This window comes from Pseudogemmobacter sp. TB195, assembly GCF_058313095.1.
The window spans coordinates 64,684-89,858 of sequence record NZ_JBZEGG010000013.1; the positions used below are offsets into that span (position 1 = coordinate 64,684).

Sequence of the window (25,175 nt, forward strand, 5' to 3'; positions counted from 1 at the left end):
GGGCCGCAAAGGCCCCGGAGTGACCATGACCCGTCAGATCGATGAGACCCATATGACCCATGCCCTGCGCCTCGCGGCGCGGGGCAATGGCACATGCTGGCCCAACCCTTCGGTCGGCTGCGTGCTGGTGAAAGACGGGCGGGTCGTCGGGCGCGGCACCACACAGCCCGGCGGGCGCCCCCATGCCGAACGCGTGGCGCTGGCCCAGGCTGGCGCGGCCGCGCGCGGCGCCACCGCCTATGTGACGCTGGAGCCCTGCGCCCATCACGGCAAAACCAGCCCTTGCGCCGAGGCGCTGGTGGCGGCAGGCGTCGCGCGCGTCGTCAGCGCGATCACCGATCCCGACGCCCGCGTCGCAGGACGCGGCCACGCGATCCTGCGCGCGGCCGGCATCGAGGTGACCGAGGGCATCCTCGCCGCCGAAGCCACCGAGGTCACGGCAGGCTTTCTCAAACGGGTCACCCGCGGACTGCCTTTTGTGACGCTGAAACTTGCAACCACACTCGATGGCCGCATCGCGACGGGCACCGGCGAAAGCCGCTGGATCACCGGGCCGGAGTCGCGCCGCGCCGTCCATGCAATGCGGATGGCGCATGATGCAGTGATGATCGGCTCCGGCACCGCCCGTGCCGATGACCCGGATCTGACGGTGCGCGGCATCGGCGCGACCCGCCAGCCCATCCGTATCGTGATCGACAGCCAGCTGAGCCACCGCCCCGACAGCCGCCTCGGCCGCACCGCGCGCGAGGTGCCGGTCTGGCTGATGCATGGGCCCGATGCGCCCGCCGCCGCACAGACTGCCTGGGCCGCAACGGGCGCGAAACTGCTCCCCTGCCCCAGAACCGGCCCCCATCTCGACCTGACGGCGGCGCTGCAAGTGCTCGCCGCCGAGGGCCTGACCCGCATCTTCTGCGAAGGCGGCGGCAGCCTCGCCGCAGCGCTGATCCGCGCGGACCTCGTCGATGAACTGGTCAGCTTCACCGCCGGCGCGCTGATCGGAGAAGACGGGCGCGCCGCCCTCGGCCCGCTGGGGCTCAGCGCCCTGCAAGACGCGCCCCGCCTGGATCTGATCGCGCAACGCCGCATCGGCACCGATACCCTCAGCCAGTGGAGATTCTGACCCTCGGCGCGCCACAGAGAAACAAGGCGCCCGTGTGGAACGCCCCGGCCCCTGCCTGAAAGGCCGCGGCGTGCTTGTGGCCCCCGCGCGCCCTCAGGCTCAGAAATCGGTCGGCGCGCCGCCTTCCTGCTTGCGCCGCGCCACAAAGCGCGCGAGCTCCTCCTGCGCCGTATGATCCATGGCCGGAGGCTCGAATTCCGCAAGGATCTGCTTATAGATCCGATGCGCCCGCTCGGCGGTCCAGGTCGCCCCATCCAGCGCCCAGGCCTCATAATTGCGCCAGTCGCTGGCAAAGGGCTGATAGAACGCGGTCTGATAGCGCGCCTGGGTATGGGCGCAGCCAAAGAAATGCCCTCCCGGCCCGACCTCGCGGATCGCCTCCAGCGCGATTTCGTCCTCGCCGGAAGCAAAAGTCGCCTCCTCGAAATAGCGCTGGATCATTTGCAACACTTCGCAATCCATCACGAATTTCTCAGGGCTCGCGATCAGCCCACCCTCCAGCCAGCCCGCCGCGTGATAGACCATATTGGTCCCCGACTGCACGGCGGCCCAGAGCGAATTCGAGGTCTCCCACATCGCCTGGCCATCGGGGACATTGGCCGCACAAACGCCGGAAGACCGCAGCGGCAACCCGTAATATCGCACCAGCTGCCCAGTCATCTGCGTCGCGCGCATATATTCCGGCGTCCCGAACGCGGGCGCACCCGATTTCATATCGACATTCGAGGTGAAGGTGCCGATCGCCACCGGACAACCCGGGTTGATATATTGCAAAAGCGCCACCGCCGCCAAAGCCTCGGCCAGCGACAAGGCCACCGCCCCCGCCATGGTCACCGGCGCCATAGCCCCCGCCAGCGTGAAGGGTGTGATCACCACCGGCTGTCCGCGCCGCGCAAGCCGCATCGCACCATCGAGCATCGGATAGTCGTGTTTCAGGGGCGAGACCGAGTTGATATTCGTGTACATACGCGGCTTTGCGTCAAATTCGGAATGCGAAAGCCCGCCCGCGATGCGGACCATCTCCATCACATCCTCAACCCGTTCGGCACCCAGCGAATAGGCGTGAACCACCTTATCGGTCACCACCAGCTTTTCCTGCAGACAGTCGAGGTGCCGCACGCTTGCGTGAATATCAATCGGTTCGACCGGATAGCCGCCCGCAACATGGATACAGTTGAAATACTGCGTCAGTTTGATGAATTCCTGGAAGCTCGCGAAATCGCCCGAGCGTTTGCCGCGTTCCAGATCCCAGGAGTTCGGCGGTGACGACACATTTACAAACACCATGTGTTTGCCGCCGATCACGATCTCACGCCCGGGGTTACGCGGCGTGATGGTGAACTGGCTGGGAGCATGGCCCAGCATCTCCATCACGAAAGCCTCATCCATCCGCACATTGGTGCCGTTGATGATGCAGCCCGCCTTACGCATGATCTCCAGCGCCTCGGGGTTCAGGAACTCAATGCCGATCTCCGAGAGGATCGTCATCGCACCCCGGTGGATACGCTGGACGCCGTCGGCATCCAGTGGCTCGGTCGGGCGGTCGGGGTTCAGCGGGATTCGCCAGGGCATCTGTTCAATGGCCAAAGCGCCGCGAGATTTCATCCCGGCGCGCCCGCCGCTGCGCTTGCGCCGGCCCGTGTCAGCCCCGCTGTCAGAAGCGTGGTCACCTGCCTGGATCCCTGAATCCCCGGTCATCTGCGGCCCTCCCTGAAGCTCCGGGCGCGCGGCCCGGTCAGGAATCACGATGACTGAGCCTGCGCGCAGAGGCGCAACAAACCGGCGACATGCTTATGTCGTTTTTGGCGCGCGCCTGCAGATAATCAGTTCGACAGCTGATCCAGCCAGGCCGGCAGCGCACCGATATCACGCAAGACCAGATCGGCATGCGGCGCCAGATCTGCCTCGGTGGCGATCCCGGTCAGCACCGCGATCCGCGTCATGCCCGCCGCGTGCCCCGCCTCCATATCATGGCGCGAGTCGCCGATCATCGCCACCCGCCCGGGCCTGAGGCCCTGTTCGCGCAGAAAGGCGTTCAGCATCCCCGGCCCCGGTTTCGCCCCATGGCCGCTGTCATAGCCGGCAATGTAATCGACCAGCCCGGTCAACCCATGTGCCGCCATATGCGCCTTCGCCGGGCGCTCGGAATCATTGGTGACGATGCCAAGTTTCAGCCCGCGCCCCCGCAGCGCGGTGAAAAGTGGCACCAGCGGCACCGCCTCGACCATCCGCGCCTGGGCCGCCGCCTGGTCGATCCGCCCGGTCAGTTCGGCCAGCCCGACCCCCGGCAGATGCGGTTGCAGCGTTGCGGCTATATCCGCCGCTGTCGCCGCTATGACCGGGCTGTCGGGGTGAAAATCATTGGTATCAGGCAGATAGCCGACAGCCGCTGCCAGCCGGCTGGCATGATCCGCATCGCTCGCGATCTGGGTCAGAAAGCTCTGCGCCCAGGCGCCCCAGCTTTTGCGGAAGTCGAAAAGCGTGCCATCCTTGTCGAAAAGCAGGGCGTCGATCATCAGGCGGGTTCCTCTGGCTGCGGCCCTTTGCACTTAGGGCCGGGGGGTAACAGGATCGTCTCGCAGACTGCAGCCGCCGTCAGAAACGCGTGTGCGGCCGGATCGGCGCGGCTCTCAGGTCCAGTCGGGCACCTCGCCCCCGGGCAAAGCTGCCCGCGCCGCCGCCACCTCTGCGGGCGCACGCCCCGCCCCGGCCGCGAATTCTACGACCCGTGCATCATCGCCCAGCAGGAAATCCATCACCGCCGCCAGGACCTCAGTCTCGCCGGCCCGCGCCTGCAATTCCAGGATCCCGATGCCGCTTTGCGCCAGGAACGGGCCAATCCGGTCCTCATCCGCCGCAAGCCAGGCCAGGGCCTGAAGGGCCAGGATCTGCGCGTTTTCCTGCTGCGTCATCGGGGGGTTCTCCTGCTGTCATCGCGCACGTCCGAGGCTTCATCCATCCCACAGCCATCGGCGGCCGGCAATGCCGCATGTCCCGGCTGAGCCGGGGTGGGTCGCGAAAAAAGGCAGGGAAGCCACGCGCGATCTTGGGGGAAAGTGCCGACCGAGCCCCCTCCGGGAGAAGATTTTTCTAATCGTGAACCCGACCTCGGACCTGGCCCTTGCTGTTATCCAGAGCTTTACCCACAGATTCCAGGATTTATCGCCAAAAGGTGAGCGGGATCGAAGCGATTTGAAAGGATTTGTTAACCATCTGCATAACAAAATCCTGACAGATAAAACCGCGCTGTCTTTCCTGCATGCGACCAACCGAAGATCCTGCAATCTGACTTTCCGTCCCGCCCTCCCCAATCGGCCGATAATCCCCGTAATTGTCCGCCGCGCCCCGTTCCGACCGACCTTCCAGCAGGGAAGCCTGATATGCCACGCCGTATCCTGATCGCGGACTCTATCCCGGCAAACCGGGTCATCTTCCAGGTCCGGCTGAGCGATGGCTTTTTCCGGCCCCTGCTGACGGCGGATGCCACTTCCTGTCTGCGCGCAGCACGGCGCGAACGTCCCGATCTGATCGTAATCGATTGTGACCTGCCCGATATGCCCGGCCCGCAAGTGATTAGCGCGCTGCGCAGCGATCCGCGCACCCGCAACCTGCCGGTGATTGCCCTCATCGCGCCAGACACGCCAGAGCGCCGGCTGGCCGCGCTGCGGGCGGGCGCAGATGACGTGATGGTCAAGCCCCCCGATATGTCGGTCCTGCTGGCGCGGATCCGCAATCTGCTGCGCCAGCGCGAGGAAAGCCAGATGATGTCACGCGCCTGGGGGTGCGAGATCCCCGAGATGCTGGGCCTCGCAGACCGCAAGGGCAGCTTTCTGCCGGTCGGCCCCGTCGGCCTGATCGCCGCCCGGCCCGAGACCGCGCAGGCCTGGAAACAACAGCTGGACCCAAGACTGCGTGACCATGCGCGCGTACATGCCCCTGCGGAAGTGGCGAGCTATGGCGAACAGGCGGCCCATACCCATGTCTTCCTGATCGAGGCCGATACCGGCACCCATGGCGGCGGTCTGCGGCTGATGACCCAGCTTTCCGGCATTTCGCATTTCCGCCACAGCATGTTCTGCATCCTGGCGCCGGAAACCAGTGACACCGCCGCGCTGGCCTTTGATCTGGGCGCCCATGACGTGATCGACCCTTCTGTCAGCGCCGAAGAGCTGGATCTGCGCATTCGCCTGCTTTTACGGCGCAAGCAACAGGCCGATGCCGAGCGGAGCTCGATCGAGGCCGGGCTGCGGCTTGCGATCATCGACCCGCTGACCGGTGCCTATAACCGCCGCTATGCTTTCCCGCGCCTGGCAGGCATCGCCGAACAGGCGGCGGTCGAGGGCAGCGAATTCGCGGTGCTGGTAATCGACCTCGACCGGTTCAAATCCGTCAATGATTGTTATGGCCACACCACCGGCGACACTGTCCTGGTCGAAGTGGTCCGCCGCCTGCGCGACAATCTGCGGATCGATGATATGCTGGCGCGGATCGGGGGTGAGGAGTTTCTGATCGCCCTGCCCGAAACCACCGCCGCCGAGGCGCAGCGCATTGCCGAACGGCTGCGCTGCGTGGTCGGCGCCACGCCGGTCGATGGCGGCAATGGGGTCACGCTCAGCGTGACGGTTTCCATCGGCGTGAAAACCGGCGGCGGCCCGATGGCGCCTTCCGAGGATATCACTGCCATGGTGGATGCGGCCGATGGCGCGCTTTTGCGGTCGAAAACCCTGGGCCGCAATGTCGTAACGCTCAGCCATTCCTCTGTGTGACGCCACCTCTTGCCGCCATCCTGCGGCGCCCCGGTGATATGGCGCGGACGGAAGAGCCCGCGTCCAGCGCCTTGCCAAAACCGGGCACCAGACCTCGCCCTCGCATCCTCAGACCAGGCAGCGCCGCACCTGTCTGTGCAGGAGACCTGCTGGCGGCCCCTGCGCCCTGGTCAGGAAGACAGCTGGCGGAAACCGATGCCACATCCCCACAGGCAGAACAGCGCGGACGGGCCCGGTACCCGAGGTCAGCGGCGGATCGCCGCCAGCTCTGCCAGGCTCGCCAGAAATTCCGCGCTGCTCAGCATGACCTCCTGCCGTCCGAGTGCCGCCGCCTCCCCCATCGCAATCCCGGTGAGCTTTTGCGCAAAAACAACGGCATCGGCCAGGGAACGGCCGCGCCCCAGCCCGGCAATGATCAGCGCCGCGAACAGATCCCCGGTCCCCGACAGCGCCAGCGGCAAATGCGGCGCGGGGTGACGGCTCACGCCGTCCGGCGTGATCACAACGCTTTCAAGACAGCCCTCGGGGCTGTCTTCCAGCACGCATCCGGTCGCAATTACCCGCGCACCAGGCCTCAGGTTCAGCCCCGCCCGCGCCAGCGCCAGATCTTCAGGCCGCGTAATCTTCTGCCCCGACAACAGCGACAGCTCAAACGGGTTCGGCGTGGTCAGATCGGCCAGCGGCAGCAATTCGTCGCGGATCACCGCCACCACCGCTTCGGGCACATAGCGCCCCGGGCCGGCATCGCCGATCACAGGGTCGCAGAGATAGACCAGTCGCGGGTTGATCTCGCGCGCTTTTGCGATGAATTCCGCCGCCAGATGCGCGATCGCGGCCGAACCGATATAGCCCGTCACGATATAATCGGCCCGTTCGGGCAACCCACGCTCCATCGCGCCCAGAAGCAGATCGGCGAAAAAATCCTCGGGCAGCGCGCGACCGCGCAGGCTCGGGTAATCGGGGGTATTCGAGAACACCACCGTCGGGATCGCCGCCACCTCCAGCCCGGCCGCGCAAAGCGGAAACAGCGCCGCCGAATTGCCGACATGGCCGAACACGACCTGGCTCTGGATCGAAATGACGAAAGGCGGGGTCTGCATGGCTATGTCCTTCCTGCGCAGGATCCCGGTCATGGCCCGGCGCGCGCGGGCAGAGGTTACATCCGCCCGCGCGCAAAAGGCCATGGGGTAAACCACGGGGCTTTGGGGAAATTTCAGCAAAGAAATGAAGAGGGGGGCCGAACGGCAACCGCCCGCCCCGCCCCTCAGGACAGGCTCCTCACAAGGGGTCCCGGATGCCCCCTTATAACGCGCCCGTGATAACGGGCGTTGACAGACCACCACCCCGGCGGGTAGCGCAGAGGCGACGGTTCCCGCGAGGGAGGAAAGAGGGAACGCAGCAGGGCATCCGCCCGATCTGCGGCTGCCCCCGCAACTGTGAGCGGCGAGGGTTTCGCGATATGCCACTGGGGTTCAGGGACCCTGGGAAGGCGCGAAACCCACTGACCCGCGAGCCAGGAGACCTGCCGTCGGCCATATTCACGGGCAGGCACATCGGGCGGGGGTTCCTGATGGCAAGGATGACATGCGGGTGATTGCCCGTCGGTTCCTTGCAGTCTGCAGTGACGTGCAAAACGCCTTTCGGGGTAAAATTCATGCCGTCCATTTCCCGCCGCACGTCTGTGCGGCTTTTGCTGACACTTACCGCTCTCACCCCCATCGCCGCTGCGCCGGCGCTGGCAGAAGAGACCACCATCGGCCTTGGCACCATCTGGCTGCCGGTCGATGACGACGCAGGCCAGGGACTTGACGCCACCCCGCCCACCGCCAGCCGGCTGGGCGAAAAAATCCGCGACATCCCTGCTGCCGTCGAGGTGATCGGCACCGAAACCATGGCCGAACGCGGTCTCCATTCGATCACTGCTGCCGTATCGCAGACCGCAACCGGGGTCACCGCGACCGGAGCGCCAAATTACGACAATCATTTCGCCGCGCGCGGCTTTCAGGGCAGCAGTTCGGTCATGATGCTGTTTGACGGCACCAGGCAGTTTCCCGGACGCGGCAATATCTCTTTCCCGGTCGACAGCTGGCTGATCGAGGAATTCGAGGTCCTGAAAGGCGGCGGTTCGGTGATCCATGGCCATGGCGCGATTGGCGGTTTCGTCAATGCGATGCCCAAACGCCCGTTTGACGGTGCGCCGCGCCATTTGCTGACCGCGCTTGCGGGGTCAGATGGCAGGCTGCGCTTTGGCGCCGACAGTGGCGGCTCGCTCTCGGATACGCTTTCCTACCGCATCGCGGTGATCGCGGATGGATCCGACGGCTGGATCGACGGTGCGGATGACAGTCTCGGCGCCGTGACCGCCGCGCTGAGCTGGAAGGCGACGCCCGATCTGACCTTCACCCTGTCCGCCGATTACGCAAAGCGCGAGCCGATGACCTATTATGGCACGCCTTTGCGCAACGGGATCCTCGTCGCGGGGACCGAGGCACTGAACTACAATGTTGAAGACGCGAGGACCGACTTCACCGATCACTGGCTGCAGCTGAAAACCGAATGGGCGCCGTCGGACGCGGTCCGCGTCTCGGCAGTGCTGTACCGCATCGGCTCTGACCGCAGCTTCCGCAATGCTGAAACCTATGAATGGGATCCGGTGACCGATACGGTATCGGTCGGCGAATTCGTCGCCATCGACCAGGATCAGGATCAGACCGGCTTCCGGCTGGATGCAGGCTTGCGCCATGGGATCGCGGGCTATGACAGCCATACGGTGATCGGCTTTGACCTGAACCGCTCGAAATCCAGCTATGCCAGTGCCTTCAACTTCGGCTCGGTCACGGTCGATCCGTTCAACCCGCGCCCCGGCCGTTTCCCCACCGGCCTGACCCCGGTGGCGCAATACCGCTCGACCCTAGACCAGCGCGCGATCTTTCTGGAAAACCGCACCGAGCTTGGCCAGGGGCTGGCGCTCAGCCTTGGCCTGCGCCAGGACTGGTTCGATCTGAGCCGCCAGGGCATCGCAAACCCCGCCACGAGCTTTGACGCCAGCTACAAGGCGCCATCGGCGCGGGTCGCGCTCAGCTGGGCGGCGACTGAGACCACGGTGGTTTACGGCCAGCTGGCCTGGTCCACCGACCCGGTGAACGTGCCGCTGATGGATTACGCCGCGAATTTCCGCGACTTCGACCTGACCACGGGGCGACAATTCGAGATCGGGCTGCGCCAGAGCTTTGCCGATGGCCGCGCCGAATGGTCGCTCACCGCCTATGATATCGTGAAGCGCAATGTGCCGGTGCTGGCGCCGGGGTCTTTCACGATGCAACAGGCCGGGCAGCAATCGTCGCGCGGGATCGAGCTGGCAGCCAGCGCCAGGGTGACCGATACCCTGCGGCTCAGCGGCAATATCGCCCGCACCAGAGCGCGGTTTGACGATTTCACCTACCTCGATTTCAACACCTTTTCCTGGGTGGATTATTCGGGGAATGTGCCGCTCCTCGTGCCGGAAACCTCGGCCAATCTCTGGGCCTCCTGGGAATTCGCCGATGTCTGGACTGCGCATCTGGGTGTGCAATTCGTCGGCAAGGCCTGGTATGATTACGCCAATACCGAGAAACGCGGCAGTTTCTCGCTGATCAATGCCGGGCTTGACTGGCAGGCGGGCGAGAGCTCGACCCTGTCTTTGCGCGTGACGAACCTCTTCGACAAAAGCTATGCGGCATATCTCTACCCCGAAAAGGGTCAGGTGGTTCTCGGTGCGCCGCGCCGGTTTGAGTTGCAGCTGACCTCGAAGTTCTGAAAGCTCGCGCCATGACCGATGCCCCACAAGATGAAACCTTCGCGTTGCTTGCCCGGCTTTTCGGCGCCGAAGGGCATTTGTGGAGCATCGGCACCCTTGCGGGGTTCATGGGGTTTGACCTGACCGGTATCCCGCAAAAGATCGGCGGGGCACTGGTGCTGGAAGGTGAGACCGGGCGCGCCCGTCTCACCCCCGGAGCAAAGCTTCTCGCATTCGAGACCCTCAGCAGCGAGCCGAGGGGCTGGAATCACGGGATCGCGCTATGCGAGGCAGGTGGGCTGCCTCCCTGCCCCCGCGACCACCACCTTACCGTGGTCGCGGATGACGCGGCCCTGGTCGCCGCAGACCAGGGCGCACCGGCGCTTGATCTGGGGCTGGGCCATGCCGGGCTTCGCTGTTTCTTTCGACCTGCAGCGACGGCCCGCGCCCGGGCCCTGCTGCTGGCGGGCCAGCACTGGAACGATTGCCGCGAGGCGCTGGCCGCGCTTCCGGGTGACTGGATTGCCGAGACCCCCTTTCTGCGCGCCGAGCGGGTGGCGGATGGCGCCTGCCCGATCCATGCGATCCCTTCCGCCGGTAGCCGGGGCCTGACCCATGCCGCGACCACGCCGGTACCAGAGGGCTGGCTGCCCTTTGCTCATATCTTCCCGCCGCATCCGGCGCGGGTGCGCCCGGGGCAGCGCCGCCCGTTCGATCCCGATATCCATACCGTATTCCAGACCATCCTCGCGCGTCATGGCCGCCCCGACCTGATGGCGCTGAAAGCCGCGACCCGCGCGCGGCTGCAAAGCGGCCTGCCGCCCGAGGCAACCGATGCGCCCGGGCAGAAGCCCGACCGCCACGCCCAGGCCGTCATCCGCGTCACCCTGCGCCAATGGCTCGCCGAGACCGGCGCAGCCCCGCCCGAAGCCTGGCTCTCGCGCTATGACCGCCCGCTTCTGGCTGCGGTCCGGAGCCAGACATGACCCCCTTCCCCCCTCTGACGCGGCGCGGGGCACTGGCGCTCGGGGTTTCTGCGCTCCTTCCGGCCCTTGCGCCGCGCGGGGCCCGTGCACAGGATGCGCACGCGCCCCGTTTTGTCACGACCGAACTGATCCTGACCGAAACCGCGCTGGCGCTTGGGCTCACCCCGCTCGCCGCCGGCAATCTGCCGCTCTATCGCCGCCTCGTCGGCGTTCCGGCATTGCCCGATGGCCTGCATGACCTCGGCCCGCTCAATGAGCCGAATATGGAGCTGCTGTTTCACCTCGCCCCCGATCTGATCATTGCCGCCGACTGGCAGCGCGGGCCGCAGGCAGGGCTGGAACGGATCGCGCCGGTCCTCTGGCTGGAGACAATGCCCTTTTCCCGCCCCGGTCTTGAGATCGCGACCGATCTGGCCCGAGAGATCGCCGATGCGGGGCAGATCAGTGCGGATGACCTTGTCACCGGATTTGACCATGCGCGGGACCGCCTGACCCGGGCCATCGCAAGCCGCAACCCGCCCCCCGTTCTGCTGGCCCGCTTTCTGGAAGATGGCCGACACGCGCTGGTTTTCACCGAAGGCTCGCTGCCCGGGGATCTGCTGGCCGCTGCCGGAGGGCGCAATGCGCTTCCCGGCAGCGGCCCGCCGGGCGCTTTGCCCCTTGGCCTCAGCGAGATCCTCGCCACCGGCGCCCCGATCCTCGCCACCGGGCCGCTGCCGCAAGGCGCGCTCTTCACCCGTGTGATCGAAAGCGGCGCCCTGCGCGCCATTCCCTTGCCGCCGGTCTTCCCCGCAGGCGGTCTCGCCTCGGCCACCCGGCTCGCCGATGCCCTTACCACCGGGATCGGGCTGATCTGATGCGCGCTTTACTGATCCTTTTGCCCGGGCTGACCGCCCTGGTGCTCTTCGCGCTGAATGCCGGGACTGCGCTGCCCGGCCGCTGGCCTGCCGCGATCCTTTGGGCCGATCCGGGGGATATCCCGGCGCTTATCCTGCATCTGAGCGCCGCGCCGCGCCTCGTCACCGCCGCCCTCGCGGGGGCGGCGCTCGCGCTGGCCGGTGCTTTGCTGCAGCGCGTTTTCCGCAACCCGATTGCCGAGCCCGCGACGCTGGGGATCACCGCCGGGGCGCAATGTGCGCTGACGCTGACACTCCTGAACGCGCCAGGCCTTGCGCCGGCCTGGCTGCCGCTGCCGGCTTTCGCGGGCGCGCTTACGGCACTGGCGCTGGTGCTGGCTCTGGCCGCGCTTCAGGGGGTCTCGTCGCTCACGCTGATCCTGTCGGGGCTGGTGGTGACCACGAGCCTTGGCGGGCTGAATGCCGTGCTGACGCTGTTTCACCATGAGGTGCTGCAAAGCCTGTTCCTCTGGCAGGCGGGCGCACTGGAGCAGGAGGGCTGGACCATTGCCGCGCGGCTTGCCCCGGCACTGGCGCTGGCGCTGGTGCTCGCGCCTTTCGCGCGCAGGCCGCTCGAGGTGCTGGCGCTTGGCGATCAGGGCGCGCGGGTGCTGGGGCTGGCGCCGGGCGGCTGGCGGGTCATGCTGGCGACGGCGGCGGTGAGCCTTGCCGCGCTGGTGACCGCGCTGACCGGGGTATTCGCCTTTCTCGGCATCATCGCGCCGCTGGTGGCACGGGCGCTGACCGGCCGGACGCCGGGATCCGGCGCGATTGCCGTGACGGGCGCCGGGATCCTGATGCTGGCAGATCAGCTGGTCCAGCTGCTGCGCCCCTGGATCCCGGTGCAGACCGGCACGCTTCTGGCCCTGATCGGGGCGGTGCTGATGATCGCCCTGTTGCGCAAAAGCAGCCAGCCCGCGCCGGAGCATCTCTTGCCCGCTTTACCACGCCGCGCGCGGCCTGTGCCCCGGCTGCCCCTTCTCCTGCTGGGGCTTCTGGCGCTGTTTGCCGCCGCCCTTGCCATCGGGCGCGGTCCGGAGGGCTGGGATATCTCGCCCCTCGCCATGTTTGACTGGCGGGTGCCGCGCGTGGCCGGTGCTGCGGCAGCCGGGGCGGCCTTCGGTCTTGCGGGCTGCCTGATGCAGCGGCTGACCGGCAATCCGCTGGCCAGCCCCGAGCTTCTCGGCATCAGCGGCGCGGCGGCACTTGGCCTCGTGCTGGCCGTCGTGATGACAGGTGGCGGCGGACGCGGGCTGCTTTACGGGGCCACCAGCCTTGGCGCCCTCGCAGGTCTGGTTCTGATCCTTGTGGCAGGAGCGCGGCTGCGGTTTTCATCCGAAGGGCTGCTGCTTGCCGGGCTGGCGGTCTCGATGCTCCTGTCGGCGGTGCTGGCGATGCTGCTGGCCTCGGGCCATCCGCTTGCGGGGCAACTGATGACCTGGCTCTCCGGCTCCACCTACCGGATCGCCCTGTCAGATGCCGTCATCGCGTTAAGCGTGACGGCGGCGCTTCTCGGCCTCGCACTGCTGCTCCGCCGCTGGCTCGACCTGTTGCCTCTCGGGCCAGACGCCGCCCGCCTGCTGGGGCTACCGCTGACACGGGCCCGCGCAAGCGTGGTGGTGCTCGCGGCGCTGGCCACGGCTGTCGGAACGATCCTGACCGGCCCGCCGGGGTTCATCGGGCTGATCGCCCCCGCCATCGCGCGGTTTTGCGGCCCGCCCCGCGCCAGCGCACAGCTGCCGCTTGCCACGCTATGCGGGGCCGCGCTGATGGTTCTGGCCGACTGGCTTGGCCGCAATCTGGCCTTCCCCTGGCAGATCCCTGCGGGGATGATGGCGCTGCTTTGCGGCGGGGTTTTCCTCATGATCTTTCTCGCAAGGAGACCGGCGTGACCCGCATGACCATTGGCGACCCCGTTGGATTTCATCTGGAAAATCTGGGCCTTACCCTGAACGCTCAGCCGGTTCTGCGAGAGATCAGCCTGCGCCTGGCCCCCGGAAGGGTCTGCGGCGTGATCGGGCGCAACGGCTCGGGAAAGTCGAGCCTGTTGCGGGTGCTTGCCCGGCTCTCCCCGGTCGATGCCGGCATATGCAGCCTTGACGGCCTGGCGCTTGACGCCTGGAAGTCGCGCGATTTCGCCCGACGCGTCGCGCTGATGCCGCAAAGCGCGCCCGCCACCGGGGTCATGGTGCTACACGATCTGGTGGCACTTGGCCGCTATCCCTGGCATGGTGCCTTTGGCCGTGCGGGCCCGGAAGACCAGCGGGCCATTGCCGAAGCCATCGCGCTCTGCGGGCTGGACGGTCTTGCCACGCGCCCCCTCGACAGCCTCTCGGGCGGTGAGGCGCAACGCGCCCGGCTTGCGATGATGCTGGCCCAGGGCGCTGACTGGCTGTTGCTGGATGAGCCCTCGGCCTCGCTCGACCTGGCCTGGTCTTTTGATCTTTTATCCGCCCTGCGGGACCTTGCGCGCGCGGCCGGGCGCGGTGTGGTGATCGCGCTGCATGACATGAACCTCGCGGCGCGGTTCTGCGATGATCTGGTGGCGCTGAAGGCGGGCCGGGTGACCGGCGCTGGTCCCGTCGCCGATGTCTTCCGCGCGCCGATCCTGAGCGAAACCTTCGGCCTTGCTGTCACCACCGGCAGCGTTGCGGGCCTGCCTGTGGCGATCCCCTCCCCCTGATCGCGCCCTGATCTCCCCCTGATCTCTGCCTCAGACCCCATGAAAAACGCCGCTCCCATCAGATGGGAGCGGCGTTCAGAAGACTGACCCCTGTGAGAAACGTGAAGCCCGGCCAGCCCGTCTGTGAGATGGATCAGAACCTGATCTGCGAGGTCAGGTAGAAGGTACGCCCGGCCTCGGGATAGCCCTCGACAACCGAGACGTTGCGGTCAAAGAGGTTGCGGATGCCAAAGCCCACATTCGCCTGATCGCTCACCTGCCAGGCCATATCGAAATTGGCCAGCGCGAAGCCGCCCATTTTCGTATAGATCGGCGCGTTGCGGTTCCCCGAGCCAATGGCCGGATCCGACCAGCGGCCGCCATAGACCTCGACCGAGGGCGAGACCGTCAGCCGGTCCAGCGCCTGCCAGTCCAGCCGCAGATAGGCTTTGTGATCGGGCAGATCGGTCACTTTCGCGGTGGTGACAACCGGATCTTTGACGCTGGTATGCAGGTAGGTGTAATTCGCCGTCAGCGCGACACTGTCATTCACTTCCCAGTTCGCCGCGATCTCAAAGCCCTTATAGGTGCCTTTCGCAAGGTTCTGGCGCTGCGATTGCGGAAGACCGGAAATCGGGTCGATCGTCCCCAGATCAATCGACTGGATCAGATCGGTGATGCGGCTGTAGAACACCGCGCCTTCCAGCTGCACCGGGCCAAGATCGCCCTTATAGCCCAGTTCGAAATTCAGCGCGCGCTCTGCATCCAGATCCGGGTTGGGCACCATCGAGCCAAAACCGGTCGAGTAGCGGTGGAAGAGCGTCGGGAAGCTGGTCCTGGACGAGAGGCTCGCATGATATTCGCCGCCTGCACCCGGGGTCCAGATCGCAGCCAGCTGCCAGTTCACCGCATCGACCGAAACCGTCGGCTTGCCCGGACTGGCAGCGGTGCGGTCGGCCTCAAGCACTTTCGCCTTGTCATAGGACAGGCCCGCAACAATGCGCAGCTCGTCATTGACGCGCCAGGTGTCCTCGATCGCCAGCGAGAGGGTCTCTTCCTTGCTGTGCTCAGTCGGGTCGATCCGTGCCAGCGTCGGATGGTCGGGGCGCGCGTAATTGGTGGAGCGGTGGACATCGCGGCGGAAGAAGGACGCGATCCGCAGATCGTGATCGCCAAAGCTCAGCCCGTATTCGACGCTGCCGCCGACCGAATAGTCATCATAGACGCTGTTAAAGGCCCGCGCGAGGGTCTGGGCGGAATGGTTCGCATTGTCCCAGGCCGAGAGCGTATTGTCGAACGTGTTGTAGAAAAGTTTGGTCTTCAGCGTACCGGATCCGACTTCGGTCGTCGAATAGAAGGCGATGCTGCTGATATCCCATTGCGGCCAGGTCCAGTCCCGCTGGTTCGACCCCGGACCGGTGCCCGGATAGCCCATGACCGGCAGAAGCGTGCTGTAAGGCGCCGATTTCGAGCCTTCCTGGCGGGTATAGCTCAGAACATATTCGTCGGTCGCATTGGGCGTATAGCCAACTTTAAGGTTCAGACGGCTGTCATCGGTGGCGCTGTCTTTGCGCAGACCTTCGCCCTGATAGGGGTAGCGCGGATCGGGAACATAATCGCGCGACAGGTAGAAGCCGTCGACATTGCGCCGCATGTAAGAAACCTGGCCGTACCAGAATTCCTGTTTTGTGCCGAGCGAGAGATAGCCCGTACGCCCCGTCACATCGCCGCGATTGCCGGCGTCGATGCCCAGCCGCGCCTCGCCTTCGAAGGGCTGCGTCGGTTTGCGGGTCACGAGGTTGATCGCGCCGCCCATGCCGCCCGGGCCGTTGATCACCGAGACATAGCTTTTCTGCACCTGGACCTCGGCGAGGTCCGGGGTCAGGAAACGGCCATGGTCCAGCCGGTTGTCGGCAGGCAGAAAGATGCGGATGCCGTCAATCGACAGCGGCACATGCCAGCGGTCAAAGCCGCGCACGAAAACCTCGCGCTCGTTTCTGGATCCACCGCCCGAGGGGGTGGAAGAAACGCCGGGCAGAACGCTGAGTGTGTCATCAAGCGTGGCGCGGTTCTGTTTCGCGGCCTCTTCGCCGGTCACTTTCGCGGTGGTCCCCCCCCTGACCTTCATCATCGACGCCAAGCCAGATCGTGCCGAGCGCGAAGGCGGTCTCCTCGGAGGACTGAGCGAAAACGGGGGCGGACAGCCCGGGGAATAACAGACCTGCAATCACCAATCGCTGCAATAAAGACATCAGGAATCCTTCCAGTGGCATGGCTTTTCATCCGCGACCGCCCGGCTTTCGGCGGATTTTCGCGAATCGTTATGTATGATGAAATATATCGTCACGAAATTGGCAAGAAGCCCGGGCGCAGGTTCCGGGCTCTTTTTCCCGGGCGTAGCAATCCGATCACTGTCAGTAGAAATGCGGCCTGCCGTCAGGCCCCTCGATCCGGCGCACCGCAATGCCGTAAAGCCGGCTCAGGGCGGCGTCCTGCATGACATCCGAGACCGGCCCCGAGGCGATCACACCGGCGCGGCTGACCAGCAGGGCCTCATCGCCCAGCATTGCCGCCTGGCCCGGATCATGGGTCGAGACCACCACCGCCTGGCCCGCTGCCGCCAGACCAAGGATCGCGGCCTCCACCGCTTTCACATTGGCAAAATCGAGGCTGGCGGTCGGCTCGTCCATCACCAGAACCTGCGCCTCCTGCGCAAGGGCGCGGGCGATCAGCACCATCTGACGCTGGCCGCCCGAAAGCCGCGTGACATCCTCATCCGCCAGATCCGCAATGCCGAGCCGGTCGAGCGCGGCCAGGGCGCGGGCCTCTTCGGCGCGCCCGGGCCGGGCAAAGGCGCCAAGCCCCACCGAAGCCCCCATCAGCACAATATCCCGCGCCGTATAGGCAAAAGGCGAGGCCAGCGCCTGGGGCACATGCGCCAGCCGGGCGGCAATCTGGCTGCGGCTCAGACCGTCCAGATCGGCGCCGCCCAGCAGGACCTTGCCCGCAACCGGCGGGATCAGCCCCAGAAGGGTGCGAAACAGTGTGGTCTTCCCCGCCCCGTTCGGGCCGAGGAGGCACAGAACCCGCCCCGCATAAAGGTCGAACCCGATGCCCCGGATCAGCGCCCGGGCGCCATGGCCGACCGCCAGATCACGCGCCGACAGCAGCGGCGCCCCAGTCGCTGTCAGCCGTTCCATGCCCGCGCCCCCTTGGCCAGCAGGATCACGAAAACCGGCGCGCCAAGCACGGCGGTCAGGATGCCCAGCGGCACTTCCATCGGTGCGATCATCCGTGCGGCGGTATCGACCAGCACCATGAACGATGCCCCCGCCAGCAGCGCCGCCGGCAGCATCCGGTCAAAGCGCGGCCCCGCCACCAGCCGCGCCATATGCGGCACCATCAGCCCGATCCAGCCGATCACCCCCGCCAGCGCCACCGCTGCCGCCGTGATCAGCGTCGCCGCCGCGATCACCACAAACCGCAGGCGCCCGGCCTCGATCCCCATCGCGCGGGCCTCGTCATCGCCCATCGCCAGAAGCCCGATGCGCCAGCGCAGCGCGATCAGCGGCACGAGGCCCAGGATCACCGCCGGCGCCGCCGCCAGCAGATCGACCCGCTTGACGCCGGCAAGGCTGCCCATCAGCCAGAAGGTAATCGCGGGAAGCTGCTCATCGGGATCTGCAAGCAGCTTCACCAGCGAGATCCCCGCCCCCGCCAGCGCGCCAATGACGATCCCGCATAAGACCATGACCAGAAGCTGCGCACCGCCCCTGAGCGCCAGTGTCAGCCCGATCACCAGCGCAACCGTCGCGAGGCCAAAGCCAAAGCCCATCAGCTGGATCGCCATCACCGGCAGGCCCAGCAGGATCCCGAGCACCGCGCCAAACCCCGCCCCGGCCGAGACGCCAAGGATATCGGGCGAGACCAGCGGGTTGCGGAACACCACCTGATAGGCCGCCCCCGCCGCCGCCAGCCCCGCCCCGATCAGCGCCGCAGAGATCACCCTTGGGCCGCGGATATTCCACAGCACCACCTGCGCCTGGCGATCATCCCCCGCCCCCGTCAGGCCCCCGGTCAGCCCGCCCGTCAGAGCATCAAAAATCTGGCCGGGGCTCAGCGGGTATGGCCCGAGGCCGATCCCGAGGATCAGCGCGAAGACCAGCGCCAGCGCCAGCAGGGAAAGCCGCATTCTTCTGGTCCCGATCCTATTCGCCCAGCAACGCGTCCAGCGCTGCCGCATCCGGCGTCACCTGGTAGAAGAGCGTGTAGAAATCCGCGATCTCCTGGCGCAGATCAGCCTGTTCCAGATCTCCTCCGGCCAGGTCCGGGTAGAAGACATGCGCCAGATATTTCAGGCCGATCAAGCGGTTGACCGAAGGCGGCGCATCGATAAAGCCAAAGGGCTCACCGGGTGCAAGATAGATGCGTCCCTGATCGACCGCCGGGATCCCCTGCCATTCCGGCATCTTGCGCACATTGGCCGCGAAATCGCGGTCCACCGTCAGAATGATATCCGGCGCCCAGGCCTGGATCTGTTCGGGCGAGACCGTGACCAGCCCACGCGTCTCGGCCTCGACCACGTTGATGCCGCCCATCCGTTCAATGATCTCGGCATTGATCGAGCCGCGCGCCGGGCTTTCCAGCCCCTCCGGACCTCGGGCCAGGTAGACGCGGGGGCGGTCTGCATCGGGCACCTGCGCAAGCAAAGCGTCCGCCTCCGCATAGGCGGCCTCGGCGTAAGTTGCGAGCTGCTCGCCCCGGGCATCGACCCCAAGGATCGCCGCCATCTCACGGATCGCCTGTGGCGTCGCGGCAAAGCTGCCATCGATCAGCACATAGGGCAGCCCCGCCTGATCCTGCACCCGCGTCGCCAGGTCGCGGTAAGTGGCATTCACGGTGCCGAAATCGACGATCAGCTCGGCCCCGGTGGTCAAAAGCACCTCAAGGTTCAGCGTATCGCCCTTGCCGGTCAGCCGCCCGAGTGCCGGCAAGCCGCGCGTCTCAGGCAAAAGATAAGGCAGATCGACGGGTTTTGGCGCCATCACCCAGCCGACCATCGCTTCGGGCTTCAGCGCATAAAGCAACACCGAGGCGGGCGGCCCGGCAGCAAAGACCTTTGCCGGGTTCAGAGGCACCAGCACCTCGCGGCCGGTGGCATCGGTGACGCTTTGTCCGTCAAATGCCAGAACCGGCGCGGCCAGAGCGGCAAAAACCGCGGCCAGCATGGCGCGGCGGGTTGGGAAGCTCATGGAATCGCTCCGAATTCGCCTTTGATATCAACAAGCGGCGTGCCATCGACACAGTCCAGGCCGCGCACATGCAGAACCGCGCCTTCAACGCGCAACAGCCGCACCACCGTCGCCGCGATCGGATTGGGCCGGACCGGCGAGCGCAGCGAGAATGTCCCGACCGAGGCATCGCCGAAATTCGGGTTCTGCCGCATCAGATCGCGGCGCGAGAGATGCATCCAGTATAACAGCTGGATCCGCTCGCGCCCCTCGACCCCCGCCAGGCCCTCGATCCAGCGCGGGTCAAGTTCGACCCGGCAATCGGGCCCGCTGTCGGGATCGCCCCGGCGCGGGCACTGGCTGCGATCGGTCCACGGCGTGCGCAGCCGGCCAATGAACCAGATCGAGGCGTCGAATGCCCCGGGCAGCGGCACTGCCACTTCATGCGGGCGCAGGTCGGCAACGTGATCAGTCATCGGTGCCGATCATCACATCCGAGGCCTTGATCACCGCCGAGGCTTTTGCGCCCACGGTCAGACCCAGCTCTTTCACCGCCTCATTGGTGATCGCAGCCGTAACAATTGAGCCGCCAAGATCAAGGCGGACATGGCTCGTCACCGCGCCGGTGACAATCTCGATCACCGTTCCCGGCAGGACATTTCGGGCGCTCAGTCGCATCTCGGTCTCTCCCCCTGATGGCGGCCATATGGCCGCGCCTTATGTATGGTGCAATACAACGGAGGGCGCGGCAAGCCCCGGCGCCCCGACCAGCTTGCCAGCCTGGTGCAAAGCTGCGCGGAAAATATGCGTTTTGCCCGGGGCCGCGCTCTGCCAGGATGGGCAGAGCAACCGGAGAACCGCATGCGGATCGCCCTTCTCAGCGATATTCATGGCAATCGCGAAGCGCTGGAGGCAGTGCTTGCCGATGCAGAGGCGCGGGATATCGGGCGCTATGTGATCCTTGGCGATATCGTCGGATATGGCCCCGATCCGGCCTGGTGCGTGGAGCGGATCCAGAAGCTGGAGGCCGCCGGCGCCCTGGTGATCCGGGGCAATCATGATGCCGCCATCGCAGGATCGGCGCGCGACATGAACGCCACGGCGCGGGCCTCCATCGACTGGACGCGGCCACGGCTTTCCGCCGCGCAGACCGGCTGGCTTGCCGCGCTGCCACTGACGATCCGCGAGGAGGACCGGCTTTACACCCATGCCTCGGCCCATAGCCCGGGCGACTGGATCTATGTCACCTCGGACCGCGATGCGATGGCTAGCTTTCGCAGCTCTGACGCCGGTGTGATCTTTTGCGGTCACGTTCATGTGCCGGCGCTCTACAGCTCTGACATCCATGACCGGATCCAGGCCCATGCAGAGAGGCCCCGGATCCCCGTGCCGCTTTTGTCGTCGCGGCGCTGGCTGGTGGTGGCAGGCTCGGTCGGGCAGCCCCGTGATGGCAGCCCCCAGGCCGGCTGGGCCATCTTTGACACCACAACCCGCGAGCTCAGCTTTCGCCGCACGCCCTATGATACCGCCATCACCGCCGGAAAGATTCTGGCTGCCGGCCTGCCCGAAGAGCTTGCCCTGCGCCTGAGGAGCGGAGAATGAGCCGCAGCCAGAAACGCCCGGCCGAGGGGCTTCAGATCGATGGCTTCACGCTTGGCCCGCTTTTGCATCGCGGCGGCTTTGCCACGATCTGGGAGGTCACCCATCCGGACCATCCCGGGCCAATGGTGATGAAGGTGCCGACCATTCTCGACGGCGATGACGGGCCGACGATTGTGGGGTTCGAGATCGAACAGATGATCCTGCCGCGCCTTTCGGGCCCGCATGTGCCACAGCTGATCGCGGCGGGGGATTTCGCGGTCATGCCCTATCTGGTGACGGCAAAACTGCCAGGCGCCTCGTTCCAGGAGCTGTTTGACCGCGCGCCGCTGCTGCCCGATCAGCTGGTCGCGCTGGCCATCGAGATCGCGACGGCGCTGCATGAGGTGCATCGCCAGCGGGTGATCCACCTGGACCTCAAGCCCGGCAATCTGATGCGCGATGAGGCCGGGCGGCTGGTGCTGATCGATTATGGCCTCGCACGCCATCTTGATCTGCCGGATCTGCTGGGCGAGGAATTTGCCATTCCGATGGGCACCTTCCCCTATATCGCGCCCGAACAGTATCTGCATCACCGCGATGATCCGCGATCGGATATTTTCGCCTTCGGTGCAATGCTTTACGAGCTTGCGACCGGAAGGCTGCCCTTTGGCCGGACCACCACGCTGCGCGCCGTGCGACGCCGCCTCTGGCGCGACCCAAAGCCGCCGCGCGCGCTGAACCCCGAGCTGCCGCCCTGGTTGCAGGAGATCATCCTGCGTGCGCTGGAGGTCGAGCCGGAAGAGCGCTTTCAGTCGGCGGCGCAGATGGCTTTTGACCTTGGCCATCCCGATCAGGTGCAGCTTACCGCGCGCGCCACAAAGCTCGTGCAGGACGGGGTCTGGCCGGTGCTGCGGCGCCGCTGGCGCGCGCGCCGGATCCGGGGCTACCTGCCCGCCCCGACCGCCGAAGACACCGCCCGCGCCCAGGTGGTGATGGCGGCCGTCGACCTCTCGCCCGAGATGGAGGCTTTGTCGCAGGAGATCCTCAGCGCCACACGCGAGATCCTGCATTTCCGCCCCGAGGCGCGGCTTGCCTGTGTCAATGTGCTGCGCAGCGCGCGGATCCAGCTGGATCAGGGCACCGATGAGGCGGGTAACAATCTGCATGTCGCCCGCCTTGTCGCGCTGAAAGCCTGGGGCGAGGCGCTTGGCCTGCCCGAAGGACGCGTAACCTATACCGTGCTTGAAGCCCCCGACCCCGGCAATGCACTGACCGAACACGCGACCCGTATCCTTGCCGGTCATATCGTGATGGGCGCGCGGGCAAGTTCGGCGCTCCGCCGCTATCTTGGCTCGGTCTCGGCCCAGGTGGTGGCCGAAGCGCCCTGCACCGTGACCATCGTGCGTCTGCCCGCCCCCGGAGGCTGAGACCTCTGCGCTGAGAGCGGGGCCTTTTCGTGCCCGCCAAATCAGGCTAGCCATGGTCGGAACAATTTTCCCGGGGAAATCCGATGCCGCGCTCCTATTCTTTCACCCACGCAATCAGCCGCAAACCGGCGCAGTCGATCATCCGGGGGCTGCGCGCCGTGGATACCGGCAACCCGGACCTTGCCCTGATGGAGGAACATCACAGCGCCTATATCGCAGCCTTGCGCTCGACCGGGGCCGAGGTCACGGTACTGGAGGCGCTCGACGCCTATCCGGACAGCGTTTTTGTCGAAGACACCGCGCTCTGCCTGCCTGAAGGCGCAGTGATCATGCGGCCCGGCGCGCCCTCGCGCCTCGGTGAGGCGGCCGAGATGGAGCCGCATCTGCGCGCGCTTTACAGCGAGATCCGCCGCATCGAGGGCGAAGACAGTTTCATCGAAGGCGGCGATATCCTGATGGGCGAAACCGAGATCCTTGTCGGCCGCTCGGCCCGGACCAATGAGGCCGGGATCGCGGAGCTTGCGCGTCTGGTCGCCGATTGGGGCCAGGTGGTGCGCGAGGTCCATACCCCGCCGGGCGTGCTGCATTTCAAGACCGACTGCTCGCTGATGGATGCGGAAACCGTGCTCGCGACCGACCGGCTGGCGGCATCGGGCTGTTTCACCGGCTATAAGGTGATCGCGGTTGCCGAAGGGGAAGAGGCCTCGGCCAATGCGATCCGCTTCAACGGGATCGTGCTCTTCCCCGCCGGTTTCCCGAAAACCCGCGACCGGCTGGTGGCGGCGGGCTATGAGGTGGTCGAGATCGGCAATTCCGAATGCCAGAAAATCGATGGCGGCATGTCCTGCCTGTCATTGCGTTTCACGCCGCGCTGAGCGGGGTGGCGCCGGTGCCCCCTGCCCGCCCGTTCAATATCGCAGCCGTGGTGCAACGCGGCCGCCTTGGGCATGAGGCGCTCTTGCTCGCGGCGTCACTGCGCGCGGCGGATCCCGGCTTTCAGGGGCGCCTTTTGCTGGCCGAGCCGCAACCGGGTCCTCTCTGGCCCGAAGATCCGCGCCTGCCAAAAGGCGCGCTTCGCGACCGGCTGGAAGAGCTGGGCGCCGAATTCGTGCCCTTTGACAACAAGGTCTTTGGCGCCGCCTATGCGATCGGCAACAAGATCGAGATGCTGACCGCGCTGCCAGATGAACCTTTCCTCTTTCTCGACACCGACACACTGGTGACGGGGCCGCTCTCGACGCTGGCACCGGATTTCTCGCGCCCCTCGGCGTCGATGAAACGCGAGGATACCTGGCCGGTGATTGAGCTTTACGGCCCTGGCTATGCCGAGACCTGGGCCGCGCTTTATGACCGGTTCGGGCTGGATTTCGCGGGTTCGCTGGATCTGTCCTGGCCCGATGAACACTGGCAGCGCTACATGTATTTCAACGCGGGCTGGTTCCTGCATGACAGCCCGCAGGACTTTGGCCGCCGGTTTCTGGATTACGCGGAGACGATCCACAAAGACCGCCCGGCAGCACTGGTCTGTCAGGAGCTCTGGCCCTGGCTGGATCAGATCGCTCTGCCGCTGGTGATCGCTTCTTTCGGCGGCGGCAGGCCAGGAGCTGATCTGGCCGGGCTCGATGGTGATCTGACGCTGCATTACCGCACGCTGCCGCTGTTATACGCCACCGGGTCGGACCTGGCGGTGCACGTGCTGGAGACCGTTGCGAAAGAGAAAGAGAACCGCCGCCTGCTGCGCGACTGGGAACAGGCGAAACAGATGGTCTATCAGAACCGGGGCCGCAAGGCGCGGGCGCTGTTTGACCAGAATGATCTGCCGCGCCGCGAGAAGGTGATCCGCAATACGCTCAGACGCGAAGGGCTCTGGCTGCGCTGAGACGGCTGCGCTGAGCTGCGGCCAGGCTGGTTTCGGCGTATGGCCGGCGCCCAAACCAGCATGATTTCGCGCATTCCTTTTCCGATATCGCCCCTGACCGGCGGCCCTTCCCCGCCGAACTCCGTCGAAACTCCTTTTAAATCAGATATATAGAAAAACAGGCATCCGGTTCCCCGTCCTGATCTGCCCCAGCGGCACGGGAACCGGGATGCGGTACAGGGTGTTTTCCCTGCATCTGGAACCGTGCCGCGTAAGACACCGGACATTCCCGGACGCGGCCGCAGAACAGGAGTATTTCGCATGACGTTTACTGTGACCCGGATGAAAACCACCATCGCCGGAACAATGGCAGCCGCCATGACAATGGCCACGCTGGCGCTGCCGGCCTTTGCCGTTGATCGCGCGGATGCTGTGAAAAGCATCGAGGTGACCGCAGATATGGGGTCGGTTCAGAATACCGCCGCAGCCGCATATTGGGCCACGCTCGACAAGGATCTCGAAACCGCGATCCTGACCAAAGTGACCGACCGGATGGGCGATGAAGGCGCCGCGATCACCGTCGATATTGACGAGGTTTCGCTGGCCAGCGGCTTCGCAGAATCGATTGGCCTGGCAGATTCGAAGCTTTCGGGCCTCGTGAAAGTGTCTGACCCGACCCAGCCGGGGCGCGGCGATTCCTATACGCTGACGGTTGACATGAATTCGACACTGCCTGCGCTTGGCGCCGGGTTCGATATCACCTCGCCCGAAGTCGATACCGCCGCGGTCTATGCCGCGATGCTTGACACATTTGCCGCCCAGGTGGTGACAAACCTCAAGTAACGCAAAAAGGCGCGGGAGCAATCCCGCGCC

Annotated in this window: 22 protein-coding genes and 1 riboswitch; of the genes, 12 read left to right on the forward strand and 10 right to left on the reverse strand. The window is 65.9% G+C overall.

All coding sequences use genetic code 11. The annotated features are described in order from the left end of the window. Positions 1 to 25 precede the first annotated feature (25 nt). Positions 26 to 1,120 (forward strand): bifunctional diaminohydroxyphosphoribosylaminopyrimidine deaminase/5-amino-6-(5-phosphoribosylamino)uracil reductase RibD, encoded by a 1,095-nt coding sequence (gene ribD, locus AC4FS3_RS14450; RefSeq protein ID WP_491021154.1) that lies wholly within the window; start codon positions 26 to 28, stop codon positions 1,118 to 1,120. A 99-nt stretch (positions 1,121 to 1,219) separates the two neighbouring features. Here the strand turns inward: ribD and AC4FS3_RS14455 are convergent, their stop codons facing one another. The 3 genes from AC4FS3_RS14455 to AC4FS3_RS14465 all read right to left on the reverse strand — a co-directional run bounded on the left by AC4FS3_RS14455 (position 1,220) and on the right by AC4FS3_RS14465 (position 4,032). Further along, positions 1,220 to 2,818 (reverse strand): trimethylamine methyltransferase family protein, encoded by a 1,599-nt coding sequence (locus AC4FS3_RS14455; RefSeq protein ID WP_491021155.1) that lies wholly within the window; start codon positions 2,816 to 2,818, stop codon positions 1,220 to 1,222. A gap of 125 nt (positions 2,819 to 2,943) precedes the next feature. After that, on the reverse strand, positions 2,944 to 3,636 hold the full coding sequence (locus AC4FS3_RS14460) for an HAD family hydrolase (RefSeq protein ID WP_491021156.1): 693 nt from the start codon (positions 3,634 to 3,636) through the stop codon (positions 2,944 to 2,946). A 114-nt stretch (positions 3,637 to 3,750) separates the two neighbouring features. Further along, positions 3,751 to 4,032: a DUF3572 family protein gene (locus AC4FS3_RS14465; RefSeq protein ID WP_491021157.1), complete on the reverse strand. Its 282-nt coding sequence runs from the start codon at positions 4,030 to 4,032 to the stop codon at positions 3,751 to 3,753. Positions 4,033 to 4,500: 468 nt separating this feature from the next. Here AC4FS3_RS14465 and AC4FS3_RS14470 point away from each other — a divergent pair, with 468 nt between their 5' ends. Beyond that, positions 4,501 to 5,886, forward strand: a complete 1,386-nt coding sequence (locus AC4FS3_RS14470) for a diguanylate cyclase (RefSeq protein ID WP_491021158.1) — start codon at positions 4,501 to 4,503, stop codon at positions 5,884 to 5,886. Positions 5,887 to 6,131: 245 nt separating this feature from the next. Here the strand turns inward: AC4FS3_RS14470 and pdxY are convergent, their stop codons facing one another. Next, positions 6,132 to 6,986 carry a pyridoxal kinase gene (gene pdxY, locus AC4FS3_RS14475; RefSeq protein ID WP_491021159.1) on the reverse strand — a complete coding sequence of 285 codons (855 nt, stop codon included), beginning with the start codon at positions 6,984 to 6,986 and terminating at the stop codon, positions 6,132 to 6,134. 249 nt (positions 6,987 to 7,235) lie between these two features. Continuing rightward, positions 7,236 to 7,430, forward strand: a riboswitch (cobalamin riboswitch). Between the two features lie 110 nt (positions 7,431 to 7,540). Here pdxY and AC4FS3_RS14480 point away from each other — a divergent pair. From AC4FS3_RS14480 to AC4FS3_RS14500, 5 genes are read left to right on the forward strand one after another with little or no spacing between them, the layout of a single operon-like run. After that, positions 7,541 to 9,682, forward strand: a complete 2,142-nt coding sequence (locus AC4FS3_RS14480; protein ID WP_491021160.1) for a TonB-dependent receptor — start codon at positions 7,541 to 7,543, stop codon at positions 9,680 to 9,682. Positions 9,683 to 9,693: 11 nt separating this feature from the next. Then, on the forward strand, positions 9,694 to 10,647 hold the full coding sequence (locus tag AC4FS3_RS14485; RefSeq protein ID WP_491021161.1) for a DUF6925 family protein: 954 nt from the start codon (positions 9,694 to 9,696) through the stop codon (positions 10,645 to 10,647). Then, positions 10,644 to 11,504: an ABC transporter substrate-binding protein gene (locus AC4FS3_RS14490; protein ID WP_491021162.1), complete on the forward strand. Its 861-nt coding sequence runs from the start codon at positions 10,644 to 10,646 to the stop codon at positions 11,502 to 11,504. The genes AC4FS3_RS14485 and AC4FS3_RS14490 overlap by 4 nt, the downstream gene beginning before the upstream one ends. Continuing rightward, positions 11,504 to 13,435: a Fe(3+)-hydroxamate ABC transporter permease FhuB gene (gene fhuB, locus AC4FS3_RS14495; RefSeq protein WP_491021163.1), complete on the forward strand. Its 1,932-nt coding sequence runs from the start codon at positions 11,504 to 11,506 to the stop codon at positions 13,433 to 13,435. The genes AC4FS3_RS14490 and fhuB overlap by 1 nt, the downstream gene beginning before the upstream one ends. A 5-nt stretch (positions 13,436 to 13,440) precedes the next feature. Further along, positions 13,441 to 14,226, forward strand: a complete 786-nt coding sequence (locus AC4FS3_RS14500; protein ID WP_491021231.1) for an ABC transporter ATP-binding protein — start codon at positions 13,441 to 13,443, stop codon at positions 14,224 to 14,226. Between the two features lie 133 nt (positions 14,227 to 14,359). Here AC4FS3_RS14500 and AC4FS3_RS14505 read toward each other — a convergent pair whose 3' ends face one another. The 6 genes from AC4FS3_RS14505 to AC4FS3_RS14530 form a co-directional block, all read right to left on the reverse strand. Then, positions 14,360 to 16,336, reverse strand: coding sequence for a TonB-dependent receptor plug domain-containing protein (locus AC4FS3_RS14505; protein WP_491021164.1), 1,977 nt, complete (start codon positions 16,334 to 16,336; stop codon positions 14,360 to 14,362). 283 nt (positions 16,337 to 16,619) lie between these two features. Beyond that, positions 16,620 to 17,405 carry an ABC transporter ATP-binding protein gene (locus AC4FS3_RS14510; protein ID WP_491021165.1) on the reverse strand — a complete coding sequence of 262 codons (786 nt, stop codon included), beginning with the start codon at positions 17,403 to 17,405 and terminating at the stop codon, positions 16,620 to 16,622. After that, positions 17,393 to 18,397, reverse strand: a complete 1,005-nt coding sequence (locus AC4FS3_RS14515; protein WP_491021166.1) for a FecCD family ABC transporter permease — start codon at positions 18,395 to 18,397, stop codon at positions 17,393 to 17,395. Before AC4FS3_RS14515 ends, AC4FS3_RS14510 begins: the two co-directional genes overlap by 13 nt. Positions 18,398 to 18,413: 16 nt before the next feature. Continuing rightward, the gene (locus AC4FS3_RS14520; protein ID WP_491021167.1) at positions 18,414 to 19,457 is read right to left on the reverse strand and encodes an ABC transporter substrate-binding protein; all 1,044 of its coding nucleotides are present in this window, start codon (positions 19,455 to 19,457) and stop codon (positions 18,414 to 18,416) included. Then, entirely contained in the window at positions 19,454 to 19,912 is a 459-nt protein-coding gene (locus AC4FS3_RS14525) for an SAM-dependent methyltransferase (RefSeq protein ID WP_491021168.1), read from the reverse strand. Before AC4FS3_RS14525 ends, AC4FS3_RS14520 begins: the two co-directional genes overlap by 4 nt. After that, positions 19,905 to 20,114: a TOBE domain-containing protein gene (locus tag AC4FS3_RS14530; RefSeq protein WP_092898552.1), complete on the reverse strand. Its 210-nt coding sequence runs from the start codon at positions 20,112 to 20,114 to the stop codon at positions 19,905 to 19,907. The genes AC4FS3_RS14525 and AC4FS3_RS14530 overlap by 8 nt, the downstream gene beginning before the upstream one ends. A gap of 183 nt (positions 20,115 to 20,297) precedes the next feature. On the opposite strand from AC4FS3_RS14530, the gene AC4FS3_RS14535 reads away from it, so the two are divergent. From AC4FS3_RS14535 to AC4FS3_RS14555, 5 genes are all read left to right on the forward strand, one after another. Further along, positions 20,298 to 21,038, forward strand: a complete 741-nt coding sequence (locus AC4FS3_RS14535) for a metallophosphoesterase family protein (protein WP_491021169.1) — start codon at positions 20,298 to 20,300, stop codon at positions 21,036 to 21,038. Continuing rightward, entirely contained in the window at positions 21,035 to 22,444 is a 1,410-nt protein-coding gene (locus AC4FS3_RS14540) for a protein kinase domain-containing protein (protein ID WP_491021170.1), read from the forward strand. Before AC4FS3_RS14535 ends, AC4FS3_RS14540 begins: the two co-directional genes overlap by 4 nt. A gap of 83 nt (positions 22,445 to 22,527) precedes the next feature. Then, on the forward strand, positions 22,528 to 23,319 hold the full coding sequence (locus AC4FS3_RS14545) for a dimethylarginine dimethylaminohydrolase family protein (protein ID WP_491021171.1): 792 nt from the start codon (positions 22,528 to 22,530) through the stop codon (positions 23,317 to 23,319). After that, a complete protein-coding gene (locus AC4FS3_RS14550; RefSeq protein ID WP_491021172.1) occupies positions 23,262 to 24,323 on the forward strand; it encodes a GT-B fold glycosyltransferase domain-containing protein in 1,062 nt (353 codons plus the stop codon). The genes AC4FS3_RS14545 and AC4FS3_RS14550 overlap by 58 nt, the downstream gene beginning before the upstream one ends. Before the next feature lie 300 nt (positions 24,324 to 24,623). Further along, positions 24,624 to 25,145 carry a hypothetical protein gene (locus AC4FS3_RS14555; RefSeq protein WP_283178444.1) on the forward strand — a complete coding sequence of 174 codons (522 nt, stop codon included), beginning with the start codon at positions 24,624 to 24,626 and terminating at the stop codon, positions 25,143 to 25,145. The last annotated feature ends 30 nt before the right edge of the window (positions 25,146 to 25,175 follow it).

What these genes read in the sequence shown, in the direction of transcription:
- AC4FS3_RS14510 (WP_491021165.1), bottom strand. Translation starts at nt 17,405, where the DNA reads ATGGAACGGCTGACAGCGACTGGGGCGCCGCTGCTGTCGGCGCGTGAT.
- AC4FS3_RS14545 (WP_491021171.1), top strand. Translation starts at nt 22,528, where the DNA reads ATGCCGCGCTCCTATTCTTTCACCCACGCAATCAGCCGCAAACCGGCG.
- AC4FS3_RS14460 (WP_491021156.1), bottom strand. Translation starts at nt 3,636, where the DNA reads ATGATCGACGCCCTGCTTTTCGACAAGGATGGCACGCTTTTCGACTTC.
- AC4FS3_RS14485 (WP_491021161.1), top strand. Translation starts at nt 9,694, where the DNA reads ATGACCGATGCCCCACAAGATGAAACCTTCGCGTTGCTTGCCCGGCTT.
- AC4FS3_RS14555 (WP_283178444.1), top strand. Translation starts at nt 24,624, where the DNA reads ATGACGTTTACTGTGACCCGGATGAAAACCACCATCGCCGGAACAATG.
- AC4FS3_RS14515 (WP_491021166.1), bottom strand. Translation starts at nt 18,397, where the DNA reads ATGCGGCTTTCCCTGCTGGCGCTGGCGCTGGTCTTCGCGCTGATCCTC.
- AC4FS3_RS14535 (WP_491021169.1), top strand. Translation starts at nt 20,298, where the DNA reads ATGCGGATCGCCCTTCTCAGCGATATTCATGGCAATCGCGAAGCGCTG.
- AC4FS3_RS14550 (WP_491021172.1), top strand. Translation starts at nt 23,262, where the DNA reads ATGCCAGAAAATCGATGGCGGCATGTCCTGCCTGTCATTGCGTTTCAC.
- AC4FS3_RS14500 (WP_491021231.1), top strand. Translation starts at nt 13,441, where the DNA reads ATGACCATTGGCGACCCCGTTGGATTTCATCTGGAAAATCTGGGCCTT.
- ribD (WP_491021154.1), top strand. Translation starts at nt 26, where the DNA reads ATGACCCGTCAGATCGATGAGACCCATATGACCCATGCCCTGCGCCTC.
- AC4FS3_RS14470 (WP_491021158.1), top strand. Translation starts at nt 4,501, where the DNA reads ATGCCACGCCGTATCCTGATCGCGGACTCTATCCCGGCAAACCGGGTC.
- AC4FS3_RS14530 (WP_092898552.1), bottom strand. Translation starts at nt 20,114, where the DNA reads ATGCGACTGAGCGCCCGAAATGTCCTGCCGGGAACGGTGATCGAGATT.
- AC4FS3_RS14505 (WP_491021164.1), bottom strand. Translation starts at nt 16,336, where the DNA reads ATGATGAAGGTCAGGGGGGGGACCACCGCGAAAGTGACCGGCGAAGAG.
- pdxY (WP_491021159.1), bottom strand. Translation starts at nt 6,986, where the DNA reads ATGCAGACCCCGCCTTTCGTCATTTCGATCCAGAGCCAGGTCGTGTTC.
- AC4FS3_RS14490 (WP_491021162.1), top strand. Translation starts at nt 10,644, where the DNA reads ATGACCCCCTTCCCCCCTCTGACGCGGCGCGGGGCACTGGCGCTCGGG.
- AC4FS3_RS14525 (WP_491021168.1), bottom strand. Translation starts at nt 19,912, where the DNA reads ATGACTGATCACGTTGCCGACCTGCGCCCGCATGAAGTGGCAGTGCCG.
- AC4FS3_RS14480 (WP_491021160.1), top strand. Translation starts at nt 7,541, where the DNA reads ATGCCGTCCATTTCCCGCCGCACGTCTGTGCGGCTTTTGCTGACACTT.
- AC4FS3_RS14520 (WP_491021167.1), bottom strand. Translation starts at nt 19,457, where the DNA reads ATGAGCTTCCCAACCCGCCGCGCCATGCTGGCCGCGGTTTTTGCCGCT.
- AC4FS3_RS14465 (WP_491021157.1), bottom strand. Translation starts at nt 4,032, where the DNA reads ATGACGCAGCAGGAAAACGCGCAGATCCTGGCCCTTCAGGCCCTGGCC.
- AC4FS3_RS14455 (WP_491021155.1), bottom strand. Translation starts at nt 2,818, where the DNA reads ATGACCGGGGATTCAGGGATCCAGGCAGGTGACCACGCTTCTGACAGC.
- AC4FS3_RS14540 (WP_491021170.1), top strand. Translation starts at nt 21,035, where the DNA reads ATGAGCCGCAGCCAGAAACGCCCGGCCGAGGGGCTTCAGATCGATGGC.
- fhuB (WP_491021163.1), top strand. Translation starts at nt 11,504, where the DNA reads ATGCGCGCTTTACTGATCCTTTTGCCCGGGCTGACCGCCCTGGTGCTC.